This window comes from Mesorhizobium sp. WSM4809 (genome assembly GCF_055811655.1).
Genome location: NZ_JBVVQW010000006.1, coordinates 176,115 through 188,689, shown reverse-complemented (window position 1 = coordinate 188,689; position 12,575 = coordinate 176,115). Strand labels below are relative to the sequence as shown.

General features: G+C 60.8%; 15 protein-coding genes. 2 read left to right on the top strand and 13 right to left on the bottom strand.

The genetic code is table 11. The features are described 5' to 3' along the window. Positions 1–147: 147 nt before the first annotated feature. Complete coding sequence (locus AC0L24_RS17495) at positions 148–282, bottom strand: hypothetical protein (protein ID WP_013531161.1); 135 nt, start codon at positions 280–282, stop codon at positions 148–150. Between the two features lie 338 nt (positions 283–620). Continuing rightward, positions 621–806 carry a hypothetical protein gene (locus tag AC0L24_RS17490; RefSeq protein ID WP_032930657.1) on the bottom strand — a complete coding sequence of 62 codons (186 nt, stop codon included), beginning with the start codon at positions 804–806 and terminating at the stop codon, positions 621–623. A 218-nt stretch (positions 807–1,024) separates the two neighbouring features. On the opposite strand from AC0L24_RS17490, the gene AC0L24_RS17485 reads away from it, so the two are divergent. Next, entirely contained in the window at positions 1,025–1,924 is a 900-nt protein-coding gene (locus AC0L24_RS17485; protein WP_013531163.1) for a LysR substrate-binding domain-containing protein, read from the top strand. A gap of 26 nt (positions 1,925–1,950) precedes the next feature. Here the strand turns inward: AC0L24_RS17485 and AC0L24_RS17480 are convergent, their stop codons facing one another. The 10 genes from AC0L24_RS17480 to AC0L24_RS17435 form a co-directional block, all read right to left on the bottom strand. Further along, positions 1,951–2,898, bottom strand: coding sequence for an alpha/beta hydrolase (locus AC0L24_RS17480; protein WP_127811385.1), 948 nt, complete (start codon positions 2,896–2,898; stop codon positions 1,951–1,953). A 232-nt stretch (positions 2,899–3,130) separates the two neighbouring features. Next, entirely contained in the window at positions 3,131–3,316 is a 186-nt protein-coding gene (locus tag AC0L24_RS17475) for a hypothetical protein (protein ID WP_127258513.1), read from the bottom strand. Positions 3,317–3,504: 188 nt separating this feature from the next. Then, a complete protein-coding gene (locus AC0L24_RS17470; protein WP_127810163.1) occupies positions 3,505–5,595 on the bottom strand; it encodes an ASKHA domain-containing protein in 2,091 nt (696 codons plus the stop codon). Between the two features lie 379 nt (positions 5,596–5,974). Then, positions 5,975–6,949 carry a methyltetrahydrofolate cobalamin methyltransferase gene (locus tag AC0L24_RS17465; RefSeq protein ID WP_473564006.1) on the bottom strand — a complete coding sequence of 325 codons (975 nt, stop codon included), beginning with the start codon at positions 6,947–6,949 and terminating at the stop codon, positions 5,975–5,977. Between the two features lie 82 nt (positions 6,950–7,031). Next, positions 7,032–8,123, bottom strand: a complete 1,092-nt coding sequence (locus AC0L24_RS17460) for a methylenetetrahydrofolate reductase (RefSeq protein WP_127810164.1) — start codon at positions 8,121–8,123, stop codon at positions 7,032–7,034. Further along, positions 8,120–8,758 (bottom strand): methylenetetrahydrofolate reductase C-terminal domain-containing protein, encoded by a 639-nt coding sequence (locus tag AC0L24_RS17455; protein WP_127810165.1) that lies wholly within the window; start codon positions 8,756–8,758, stop codon positions 8,120–8,122. The genes AC0L24_RS17460 and AC0L24_RS17455 overlap by 4 nt, the downstream gene beginning before the upstream one ends. Then, positions 8,751–9,053 (bottom strand): virulence factor, encoded by a 303-nt coding sequence (locus AC0L24_RS17450; protein ID WP_023812316.1) that lies wholly within the window; start codon positions 9,051–9,053, stop codon positions 8,751–8,753. Before AC0L24_RS17450 ends, AC0L24_RS17455 begins: the two co-directional genes overlap by 8 nt. 203 nt (positions 9,054–9,256) lie before the next feature. Beyond that, positions 9,257–10,036 (bottom strand): formyl transferase, encoded by a 780-nt coding sequence (locus tag AC0L24_RS17445; RefSeq protein ID WP_127810166.1) that lies wholly within the window; start codon positions 10,034–10,036, stop codon positions 9,257–9,259. Positions 10,037–10,129: 93 nt separating this feature from the next. Further along, positions 10,130–10,705, bottom strand: coding sequence for a DUF4893 domain-containing protein (locus tag AC0L24_RS17440; RefSeq protein WP_127810167.1), 576 nt, complete (start codon positions 10,703–10,705; stop codon positions 10,130–10,132). Between the two features lie 114 nt (positions 10,706–10,819). Beyond that, positions 10,820–11,449, bottom strand: coding sequence for a DUF1638 domain-containing protein (locus AC0L24_RS17435; RefSeq protein ID WP_127810168.1), 630 nt, complete (start codon positions 11,447–11,449; stop codon positions 10,820–10,822). Positions 11,450–11,513: 64 nt separating this feature from the next. On the opposite strand from AC0L24_RS17435, the gene AC0L24_RS17430 reads away from it, so the two are divergent. Beyond that, the gene (locus tag AC0L24_RS17430; protein ID WP_023812312.1) at positions 11,514–11,654 is read left to right on the top strand and encodes an entericidin A/B family lipoprotein; all 141 of its coding nucleotides are present in this window, start codon (positions 11,514–11,516) and stop codon (positions 11,652–11,654) included. 82 nt (positions 11,655–11,736) lie between these two features. Here the strand turns inward: AC0L24_RS17430 and AC0L24_RS17425 are convergent, their stop codons facing one another. Further along, the gene (locus AC0L24_RS17425) at positions 11,737–12,435 is read right to left on the bottom strand and encodes a corrinoid protein (protein ID WP_027029468.1); all 699 of its coding nucleotides are present in this window, start codon (positions 12,433–12,435) and stop codon (positions 11,737–11,739) included. Between the last annotated feature and the right edge of the window lie 140 nt (positions 12,436–12,575).

The following is a 12,575-nucleotide window of genomic DNA, read 5'->3' as shown; positions in this document are numbered from 1 at the left end:
CGTGCAGCGAGCCCTGGAAGTGACGTGAACTGTTCAAGCAACGGGCAACGTACAGTCTGCGCGCAAAACAAAAACGCCGCCTTGGCTGGAGCCAGGCGGCGTTACAGTTTTAAAGCAGCGGCAGGGATGCGCTGCCCCTAAAAATCTTCAGGCGACGAAGCCGAGGCGCGCCGCATTCATGGCGCCGGTCTGGCCGGGCATAGTGTTGGCGAGACGCTGACGCTCGAGAGCGGTGGTCAGGTTCATTTCGCGGCGGGCAAAGAGGCGTGCAAAAAGCTTCATAATCATCTCCATTTGTTGCTCAGACGGGTCGCCTTCGCTTGATGGAGTGGGGCAGCTCGTTTGCTGGCGCCGATATAGGCTTGTGTAAGCAGAAACTAAATCGCAAAAGCGAAGCGCTTGATATGGAATGCGACATCGGTTGCGACAGATTTGGGCAAGGTGCCCAAAATTTACGATTATTTACAAGGGATTAATTGAAAAGAGGGCTGCTATGCGGCTTTCTCATATGCGTCATGCGCTGGAAACATGGCTCTAAAAATTCATTTGAGTGCAAATAAAATAGAGAAGGCCTGCCGGGCGGTTTGCGCGGCAGGCCTTCAGCACATGGTACACACGATCTACTTTGCTCCAGCCCAGGATCCGACGCCGTTGCGAGTACCGGTCTTGGTATCGGAAGCTTCAGGCCAGCCGATGTCCTTCTGCAGTTCGATCGGCAGGGAGCGGATAGCGCGTTCAGTCTGGTAGCGGGCGCGCGCCGCGCTGAATTCGGTCGCGATGCGACCAAGGGACGACAGGATAGACATCTCTTTCTCCTTTGGGTTGGCGAGTGCCAGACAGCGAGTTGGCTACTGCGGGTTTGTTTCAACTTCATTTCGTGTCGAATGCAGGTCTGTGTCGAGGTCGTTTCATGGCTGCTTGTGGCAGCTACTGCTTCGATGGAGTTGACTATCCTCCCAATCTGATGTTCAATCAAACGAAATGGAATGATGTTTTGTATCAGAAAAATTGAAGGTCGGTTGCCATGAACGCCCCGCTCAATCATCCGCTGCCGCTGCTCGATCTCGATGTTTTGCGCACGTTCGTGGCGATTGCCGAGACCGGCAGCTTCACCACCGCCGCCAATGCCGTGTTCCGCACGCCGTCAGCCGTTTCCATGCAGATCAAGAAGCTCGAGGACATTCTCGGCCGCTCCGTGTTCGCGCGCGACGCTCGCTCGGTGTCGCTGACGACGGACGGCGAGATGCTGCTCGGCTATGCCCGCCGGCTGCTGTCCATCAATCGCGAGGTGGTGTCGAAGTTCATCATTCCCGAGATTGTCGGTGTGGTGCGGCTTGGCTCGCCGGACGATTACGGTGAGCGCGTGCTGCCGCATGTGTTGAAGCGTTTCGCGCAGTCGCATCCGTCGATCGCCGTCGACGTCACCATCGACCAGAGCAGCAATCTGCGCCGGCGCATGGACGACCGGGCGCTCGACATCACGCTGCTGACCAATTCCTACAAGACCAGCGCGCTCGGCGCCGAGGTGCTGCTGACCGAGCCGATCGTCTGGGCCGGTGCCAAGGGCGGCTGCGCGCATCTGCGCGAGCCGCTGCCGGTATCGCTGTGGGAAGAGGGCTGCGCCTGGCGTGCCGGCGCGCTCGACGCGCTTGGCCGCGAGGGCCGCAACTACCGCATCGCCTATATGAGCGCACACACGGCCGGCCAGCGCGCCGCGATCATGTCCGATCTCGCCGTGGCGCCATTGCCGAAGTCGTTCCTCGGCAATGACATGGTCGAACTCTGCCCGAAGGACGGCATGCCCGACATCGGGACCTACAATCTGGCAATGGTGGTGGCGCCGGATGCCAGTGCCCCGGTCAAGGCCGTTGCCGACCACATCCGCGCGACTTTCGAAGTCTTCCGGGAAACCGGCAAGTTCTGACCGGCTGGTAGGACGATAGTATAAAGCTACTCCGCCGCTTCGGCGGGGCGCTGTTCAGGCCTTACTCTCGTATCGTGCACGATCTGGCTCTCCCCGAGAAAGGCGACGATGCGCTCGCGGGCGCGCCGGGCTTCCGGCATGTCAATCAGCGGCCAGACGTGGAACATGCCTTCCTCATAGACAAGATCGATTTCAACGCCGGCTGCGCGGGCTTTTTCGGCGAAGATCAGATTGTCGGGAGTCAAAAGATCGCGCGAGCCGGTCAAAAGCAGCGTTCTTGGCAGCACGGACAAATCTCCATAGACCGGGCTGATGTGCCAGTCGCTGGGATCGATGCCGGCACTGTACAGGCGAATCGCCTCCCTTCCGCCAGCTATGCCCAGCCAAGGGTCGTTGCGTTCCGCCTCGAACACTGCGGGGTTGGTGAGCGACACGTCGAGACCCGGCGAAATGAGCACATGCCGCGACGGCAGGGGCAGTCCTTCTTCGGCGACCATCATGGTCAGCACCACAGCCATATTGCCGCCGGCGGAATCGCCCATGAAGACGATGTCTTCGGCTTCCGTCTCGGCGAGCATCTGCCGGTAGACATCGCCAACCATTCCGAACATGGCATGGAAATCGTGTTCGGGAGCGATTGGATAGATCGGCACCGTGATCCCGTAGCCCAGCCGATCCGCCATCTCGGCGATCAGGTGCCAATGATAGGGTGTGATTTCAAAGACATAGGCACCGCCGTGCAAGTAGAGAATCCGCTTCTGCTCGCCGGTCCTGGGTGCGATTTCGTAGACGGGGAAGCCATCGACCGTATGCATCTCGATGTCGAGACGCTGATGCAACGAGGCGGGCGGGCGGTGGTTCTCGGTCTTGCGCGCGGCCGCGATCCAGCGCTGCAAATTTTCCGGACTGGCAAATGCCTGCTTGCGGCTGTGCCGCAGGACGAAAGACACGACATGGCTTTTCAAACTTGGCATGCGAATACACGAACTTCGGCAAAGCCGACTAAGAGAACCCCCACTATCTTCGAAGATCGTGCCGTGGCCGAAAATGTCAAGATTTGCGCCGTATCTACACGGTGGTGTGATCCGCGCCGCGGTGCTCAGCGACGTGGTAGAAGTGCGGCACGCAGCCGGTTGCTGGTGGTCGCCGGGGACATGCGAGATCCCCGACGCATGCCGAGCAATTTGCATTTGTCGGCGAAGGTCATCAGCGCGCGGCGCTCCAGATCGTGTTGATAAGTGCGGCCTTTTCGCTGGATCGCGGCGATACCGGCCAGCCGATATCCTTCTGGATTTCGGGCGGCAGGCTGTTCAACAGGCGTCGCGCCTTGCTGCGGTCGTGAGCATTCTTGATGGCCGTGCCATAGCGGCCGAGGCTTTCGAGCATTGACATCGTTGTCTCCTCTGGAGCGTTGCGGCGGCTGGAAAGATATCTCCAGCCTGCCATTCGATGCCGGTTGAATGCGCCTGCCATGTATCTGGCGAATTTCACGAAAACAGCTTTTTGGTTTCCGGATCAGGCGATCCGGAAACATTTGCATTCAAATGAGTTTGGAAAGGCCGTGACCTGGGCGCGGCCGCTTATTCCCGTCCACGCCTGGCGGCGTGGCCTTCGCGCGAACGCCGTCGCGGAGCGGCGTCGCCGGCAACGCCGTCCTCGCTGACCGTCTTGCGCGGCGGCAGTTTTACCGCCGCCGACAGTTTCGGGAACGGATCGACCTTGTTGGGCAGCGCCATGGCGTAGACGAAATGCTCCTGGAATTTGGGCTCCAGCGCCGTCTCGATCTTCTCGATCTTGCTGACCGTGTCCTCGATCTCGCGGCGATAGCCGCGGTTGAGCAGCGCCATGCGCGCACCGGCACCGGCAGCGTTGCCGACTGCCGAAACCTTGTCGAGATCGCAATCTGGGATCAGACCCAGCACCATGGCGTATTTCGGATCAATGAAGGAGCCGAAAGCGCCGGCGAAATGGATGCGGTCGACATGCTCGGTGTTCTGCTTTTCCATCAACAGCTTGGTGCCGGCATAAAGCGCTGCCTTGGCAAGCTGAATGGCGCGCACATCGGTCTGGGTGATGGTGATCTTCGGCCCATCTTCCGTCAATGCGGCAGAGCCTTCCTTCAGCACGTAGGAGAAGGTGCGGCCGTTGGCGGTGACGCGCGGCGAACGGGCCGAAAGCCCGCCGTCGATGACGCCGTCCTCGGAAATGATGCCGGCGAGATACATCTCCGCCACCACTTCGATGATGCCGGAACCGCAGATGCCGGTGACGCCGGTTGCCTGGACGCTTTCCAGGAAGCCCGGCTCGTCGGACCACAGCTCAGAGCCGATGACGCGGTATTTTGGTTCCAGTGTATCGGGATCGATGCGCACACGCTCGATGGCGCCCGGTGCTGCGCGCTGGCCGCCGGAGATTTCGGCACCCTCGAAGGCAGGGCCTGTGGGCGAGGAGGCCGCAACCACACGCTGGCGATTGCCGAGTACGATCTCGGCATTGGTACCGACATCGACGATCAGCATCATCTCGTCCTGGCGATGCGGGCCTTCCGACAGCGTCACCGCCGCCGCGTCCGCTCCGACATGGCCGGCGATGCAAGGCAGCATGTAGAGCCTGGCGCCCTGGTTGAGCTTCAGGCCGATGTCGGATGCCTTGATGTGCACAGCGCCCGAAACGGCCAGCGCAAAGGGCGCGCCGCCAAGCTCGGTCGGATCGATGCCGAGGAACAGATGGTGCATGATCGGATTGCCGACGAAGACGCTGTCCAGGATGTCGTTGCGCTGGACATTGCCTTCGGCGCAGACCTTGTCGACCAGCCCGGAGATTGCCTCACGCACGGCGACCGTCATGCCTTCGCGGCCGTCAGGATTCATCATCACATAGGAGACGCGGCTCATCAGATCCTCGCCGAAGCGGATCTGCGGGTTCGAGGTGCCGGAGGAGGCGGCGACGCGGCCCGACAGCAGCGACACCAGATGCATGGCGATGGTGGTCGAGCCGATGTCGCAGGCGAGACCGTAGGCCTCGTTCTTGAGGCCGGGCCAAAGTGCTACGACGCGCGCGGTCTCCGAATCGGCATCCTTGTAGATGGCGGCGGTCGCGGTCCAGTTGCCCTTGCGCAGGATACCTTGCACCTGCGGCAGCAGATAAAAATCGAAATCAAGGCTTTTTAGGCCCCAATCGTGCATCAGCGCGATCTTCAGCCGGTCGAGATCGCCAAGCGGCTTGTGCATGTCGGGTTCTTCGATCTCGACATAGCACATGCGGATCGCTGAATCGCGGGCGATCACCCTGGTGTCGGCATCCTTGCGGATGGTCTGCGCGTTGATGACCGTGTCCTGCGGCACGTCGATGACGAGGTCGCCGAGAATCTGCGCCGAGCAGGAGAGGCGGCGTCGTTCGGGCAGGCCACGGACGCGCTCATAGCGCTCTTCCTTGGCGCCCTTGGGCGTGATGTGGTCGTTGGAGGAGGTGATCTTGTGCTTGGCGAAATTGCCTTCCTGCACTTCGATCTGGCAGCGTCCGCAAGTGGCGCGTCCGCCGCAGACGCTTTCTACGTAGACGCCGAGCTGGCGCGCGGCATCGAGCACCGGCGTGCCGACAGGAAAACGCCCGCGCTTGCCGGACGGCATGAACAGCACGAGCGGGTCGGTGATGTTGGCAGGTGAGTTCATGTTTTCATTACTCGACGAAGCCGGCACTGGGAAAAGATTTCACATATGCGAGGCTTGCCAGAAAAGAGGCGATGAGCGGCAAGGGGTACCACCGCAGCCAAAATATGGAGAAATTGTCTAACCTCTGCTGGTCCAACATCCTTGTGGGAATTGTGCTCAGCAATAGCGGCGCGACAATCAGTGCAACCATTATTATGCACGTCGCGTAGATACACAGATCAAAATATCGCAGGTACTCATGACTCTTATATCCGAAGGCGTAAGAGCCAACCAGAAGCATGAATACGCAACAAAAAGCTACGCGCAGACCTATCTTCCAGTCCGGTATTCCAAGTCTTTTTCGCTCTTGGTCTGTCAAGAAAACTTTGTCCTTGCGCGCTTATCCTCGGCCCATCCGGGCTTCACGGCCGCCACGGCGGCGGCCGCCATTGCCGGCGCCGTCGCCCGGCGCATTGACTTGCGTCGGGGCGGCAACGGCCTGGCCGCCTTCGGCCGGCTTGTAATCCTTATAGGTGCGGATCCAGTTGGTGCAGTTCTCGTCGGTGCCGTTCAGCACATTCGCGCCGCGCACGGCTTCCATTTCCTGCGGGCGCACCGGGTTCATGATGGCCGAGGTCATGCCGGCGCCGATAACCATCGGAATGAAGGCAGCGTTGATGCCATGGCGATGCGGCAGGCCGAACGAGATGTTGGACAGGCCACAGGTGGTGTTGACCTTGAGCTCTTCACGCAGGCGGCGCAGCAGCGCGAAGACCTGGCGGCCGGCATCGCCCAGCGCGCCGATCGGCATCACCAGCGGGTCGACGACGACGTCATGCGCCGGAATGCCGAAATCGGCGCAGCGCTCGACGATCTTCTTGGCGACGGCGAAACGCACGTCCGGATCCATTGAAATACCGGTCTCGTCGTTGGAGATGGCGACGACCGGCACGTTGTACTTCTTGACCAGCGGCAGGATGGCTTCGAGCTTTTCTTCCTCACCGGTGACGGAGTTGACCAGCGGACGGCCCTTGGCAACCTTGAGTGCGGCTTCGATCGCGGCGGTGACGGAACTGTCGATCGACAGCGGCAGGTCGACCAGCCCTTGCACGATCTCCAGCGTCTGCACCAAAAGGCCGGGTTCGGTCTCGTTCGGGTTGACAGATGTAACGCCGGCGTTGACGTCGAGCATGGTGGCGCCGCACGCTGCCTGCTCCAATGCGTCCCTGATGACGGTCTCGAAATTGCCCGCGATCATCTCGGCGGCCAGCTTCTTGCGGCCGGTCGGGTTGATGCGTTCACCGATCACGCAGAACGGCTGGTCGAAGCCGATGATGATTTCTCGTCTCGCCGAGGCGACGATGGTACGGGTCATGGAATTCTCTCCGCCGTGATATAAAGATTTCTTTATATCGTTATCTGGTTTCGTTCAAGCGAATGGGTGGCCGTCCGCGCCGTCAATGCGCGGTCTTCACCATGTCCACCTGCGTTTCGGTAATGTCGTCGTGCAAGATGCTGTCGAGCCGGTCGGCGACGAGCTGATCGTCGCGGCGGATCTCACGTTTCCACGGCTGGCGGCCCTTCAGCACGCCCGATTCATCGACGATCTCGGCGACATATTCCTCCTGCCGGTAGGCCATCACATGGACGCCGGAAACGCCTGATATTTCCTTCACCTCGTTGATGATGTCGATGCAGAGTTGCTTGCCTTCCTTTTTCTGGTCCTGGGCGCCTTCCAGCCGCTTGATGACAGACTCGGGAATATGGATGCCCGGCACGTTCGAGCGGATCCACTTGGCCGTTTTGGCCGAGGCCAGCGGCCCGACGCCAACCAGGATGAAGCACTTTTCGGTGTAGCCGAGGTCGCGCACCTTTTGCATGTAGCTGCGGAACATCGGCACGTCGAAGCAATACTGGCTCTGCACGAATTGCGCGCCGGCGGCGATCTTCTTGCCCAGCCGATGCGGCCGGAAGTCGATCGGTGGCGCGAATGGGTTGATCGCGGCTCCGAGGAAAAGCTGCGGTGGCGTCGTCAGCTTGCGGCCGGACAGGAACTTGCCATTGTCGCGCATGATGCGGCAGGTTTCCAGGAGCGACATGCAGTCGAGGTCGAACACCGGCTTGGCGCCGGGCTGGTCGCCGGCCTGCACGCCATCGCCGGTGAGGCAAAGCATGTTGGCGACGCCCATTGCCGCCCCGCCCAGCACGTCGCCCTGGATGGCGATGCGGTTCTTGTCGCGGCAGGCGATCTGCATGATCGGCGCATAGCCCATGCGGGTCAAAAGCGCGCAAATGCCGACCGACGACATGTGGCAATTGGCGCCGGATGCATCGACGGCGTTGATGGCATCGACCCAGCCGTCGAAGATCTTGGCGCGGTTATAGACGTCTTCCGGATCGGCGCTGTCGGGCGGGTTGAGCTCGGTGGTGACGGCGAACTCGCCGCGCCGCAGGACGCGCTCCAGCCGGCCGCGCGAAGTGTGGCCGGGCAGTGGCTCGAGCGGCAGATGGATGCCGGCCGGGTTCTCGTCGATCTGGCGTCCGATCATGCCGGTGCCCCGGTGTTTGCCGTCTCATTTTTGGCGGCAGCGGCCGCTTCGCGTGCGGTGGCCGCCTGTGCGGTCACCCGCAGCCAGGCCGATGTTTCGCGCAGCGACTGGTCGACCGGCTTCTGCACGGTCAGGATCCTGTCGCCGTGCACCATGTTCTGCGAGCCTTCCCAGGCTTTGACCCAGACGCAGGGCATATCGGGCTCGACCTCGCAATTGCCGTTGGCGCGGACGCCGCCGCAAGGACCGTTGCGCAATTGCTTGGGGCAGTTCATCGGGCACGACATGCCTGTCGAGGACAATATGCACTGGCCGCACATGCGGCAGTCGAACATGAAGCCCTTGACGCGCTTCTCGACGAATTTGATCGGCCCTTCGACGCGGCCGTAACCTATGCCCTTCCACAAGGGATGGAGGAGCAGGAACATGTCGGCGAATTTGGCGTAGAACCATTCGAGTAATCGCGAGTGCCGCACAGACCATAATCTGACCGCAAAGGAACGCTGCACGCGCCGCTGCGGCGATACGTCGGCCGGCTTGTAGTCGGATTTCGGCGCTGCCTTTTTGACCAGAGTGGCCTGGGTAACCGGCTGGACAACCCTTTGGCCATCCTTGGCAGGAATGGTTTCAGACATTTTCTTTGCCGCCTGCCTTGACCAGGGCGACCAGCCGCTCGCGGTCGTATTTCGTGTCGATATCGTTGAATGCCTTCTCGACCTCGGCTTCGAGGTCATCGCCGACCGGGACGGGATCGGCCTTGCGCCATTCGGCCAGATAATCGTCGGTGCCGCCGGCGCCAGTGCGCATCGCGCACATGTCGATCGCTTCGGTGAAGCGCAGCGGCAGCTCGCGCTTGGCGTTCTGCCGGCCCTTCTTGACGATGATTTGGGCTGGGATGTCGCGCCAGTAGACGACGATCAGATCGGCCATGAATTCTCACTCCTCGTTCTGCGAGCATTGCCGGAAGCGCAGTGGGGCCGCTTGTTATGGGACGACGCGCGCGCATTCAAAAGCGACGCATTTGGATGTCGTAAAATGAAAGGTGTGATTATTCGTTTCCGGCGTCTGCCGGCGCCCGGTATGACGCGTCGGAAAAGCCGGCGCACGGCATGCGGATCCGGACGAGGAACGCGTTACCAGATGCCGGTTCTCAGGCCAGTCCAGACGTAGAACCAGATCGTCGGGTGATACCATTGCTGTGATGACAGGCCGGGGTCGACGGTGGTGATTTTTCCGGCCAGAACATCGCTGACCGCCTCGACGCAGATGTCGCGCGAGAACGCGGCCTGGCGCAACGCATAGCTGGAGATGGTGTCGCCGCGTTTCGGTTGACCGCGCACCTGTTTCAGCACGGCGCCCGTATCGACGCCGGCATCGACCAGATGCACGGTGGTGCCGAAATTCTGCGGGTCGCCTGACGTCAACGCCCAGTAGCCACCGTTCATGCCGCGGTATTTCGGCGTGATGCCGGCGTGATAGTTGAGCACCGGGCAAGGCATCCGGGCAAGCATGTCCTTCGACAACAGCCTGCAGCCATTAAGCAGGACAACGCCAGGCTGGATCTTCTTGATCGCTTCGAGGCATTCCGGCCCGTTGGCTGAGGCGACATGGATGATTTCCTGATCCCGCCGCGGCTCGACCTCGAGCTTTCCCTCGGCAATCAGCCGGGCGGCATGGCTGGCGAGAAGCCGTTTGCCCAGTCTGCTGAGCACCATCGTGCCAAGTTGGCCGATGGCGGAGATCCAGCCCTGGCGGCGAGCCCGGCCGCGAAGCAATTGCTTTTTGGATTCAGGCGTTTCGAGGATGACGCTGACAGGGCCGACGCGGTCGGTGATCGCGTTGACGATAGCCCAGACATGCTGGCCGCCTCCGGTGACGACCACGATCCGCGTGCTGGATTCTGATGCTGCCATGGATCTTGCCCCCTCCAAGCAACCCGTTCTTGATAATGGTCGGGATGCTAGGGCGTCCGGGTTAATCCTTGGTGATCAGCCTTCGATACACAGTCAGCGCTTGAATTCGATGATATCGAGCTTCGATTCGTAGTAGGGCGCCGGAAATTCGATGCGCCATTCCTTGGCGCTGTTGCGGAAGGCGTAGCCGACCTGGTCGGTCTGCGGGCCGCTGCCATAGGGCTTTGCCGGATCATCGTTGACATAGAAGGAGCCGAGATAGATCGCGCGTTTCTCGCCATCATCGAAGAAGCGGCCCTTGGTGCGCTGCGAGCCGCTGATCTTTTCCAGCCGCCAGCCGGAACCGTCGTCGGTCACCTTGCACTTGAACCAGCCATAGATGACGAGCGGCAAAGACCCGCCGGCCTTGATGGTGCGGCACCGCCAATTGCCGGTCAGGTCCTTGTCGGAAAAGGCCACCAGCGGTTTTGCCAGCAAGGCGTCGAGTTGCTTGACCTCGGCCGCGTCTCCGGCTTTCGCCTCGGCAAGCGCCGCCTTGCGCGTCTCGCCATAATTGTCGAGCCGCTTCTTGTCGGCCGGGGTGATGAGTTTTTGTACGTCGCCATCGGCATGAGCGGGCAGGGCGAAACAGAGGAGGCCGAGTACGGCTATCAAGCGGCGAGGGGTCATCGGTGCGTTTCCACGTTCGAATGGCTGGAGGGCCTGTTGCCTTGTGGCGCACAACTTACCCGTTCTCGGCGGCCTGTCACCCAGGGTTGGAGCATAGCGGGGTCAGGAATTGCTTCAGGCGTGTGCAGCCGCCTGCGCCATTCCGGCCGTCAGGTCGCCATAGCCGGTTGCGCGGCGTTCATAGACGAGACCAAGCATTCTGGCTGCCTTTTCGGCGACCTTGTCGAGTTCCGGATCATTGGTCTGGGCCAGATAGATCAGCTTCTCGTAGTTGCCGAAATAGTCCTTGATCAACTCCGGGTGCTTGTCGAGGCCGAGCGGTTTCATGAAGAAGGCGTCGAACTGCCGGCAGAGGAAGTCGGTCATGTAGAAGGACATCATGTCGTCGTCGGCGACTTTCGCATAGGCCTCCATGCCTTGATAGAAGGCAAAGCAGTGCGGGCCCGCCATGCGCTCGACGCCGTGCTTCTCGCAGATGCGGTCGAGCAGGCCGCCGGTGCCGCAGTCGGCATAGCCGACGAAGATGTTGCTGTAGCCTTCGGCCTTGGCCTTTTCGATTGCCTTGTCCATGGCCGGGGCGATGCGGTCCGGATAGAAATGGAATTCTGCCGAGAGGCAGGTCAGGTCGAGGTGATCCAGTCCGAGCTGTTCCTTGACGGCCAGAATTTCGCGCGCAATCATCCCACAGGCGATAACGAGCAGCCTGTCGTCTTGATTCGGTTTCGTTTTTTGCGTCTTGGCCATGGAACCCGTCGAGCCGGCCTTCGTTGCTGTAGCGCTAATTTATCTATTGAGGGAGACACCGTCCATGAAACTGCTACGCATCACGCCAATTGCCATCTTGACCTGCGCCCTGGCCCTCACGGCTTGTGCGAACACCGTCCGAGGCGTCGGCAAGGACGTCAAATCAACCGCCAATGCGGTCGAGGACACCGTCAACAATCCCTGATCCGCACCCGGCCTTCTTCATCTGGGAACAAAAAAGCCGCGCTGCAAGGCGCGGCTTCCTGTTGTCCGGCCGAAATGACCAATCAGGCCGAAGCGCGCACATTGTGCTTGCGCTTCATGAAGTCCTTGGCGGTCTCGACCGCCACTGCCGCGTCGCGGCAATAGGCATCGGCGCCGACGGCCTTGCCGAATTCCTCGTTCAGCGGCGCGCCGCCGACCAGCACGACATAATCGTCGCGGATGCCCTTTTCCTTCATCGTGTCGATGACGACCTTCATATAGGGCATGGTCGTGGTCAGCAGTGCCGACATGCCGATGATGTCGGGCTGGTGCTGTTCGATCGCATCGAGATATTTCTCGACCGCATTGTTGATGCCGAGATCGATGACGTCGAAACCAGCACCTTCCATCATCATGCCGACGAGGTTCTTGCCGATGTCGTGGATGTCGCCCTTGACGGTGCCGATGACCATCTTGCCCTGCTTCGGCGCGCCGGTGGCGGCGAGCAGCGGACGCAGGATGAACATGCCGGCCTTCATCGCATTGGCCGACAGCAGCACTTCGGGAACGAACAGGATGCCGTCGCGAAAATCCTCGCCGACGATGCGCATGCCTTCGACCAGCGCTTCCGTCAGCACCTTGTAGGGCACCCAGCCGCGCTCGAGCAGGATGTTGGTGCCTTCCTCGATCTCTTCCTTCAGCCCGTCATAGAGATCGTCGTGCATCTGCTGCACCAACTCGTCGTCGGAAAGTTCGGAAAGGATGATCTCGTCGTCGGACATTTGTATCGAGCTCCTGCCGGCATCGCGACCATGTCGCAAGGCACACATCTTCGCGTTCATACCTAACCCGCTGAGGGCATGTATCCATAGCTGATTTGCGACTTCCCGCAAAAGGAAAGCGACCGTAACTCTCTTGGAAT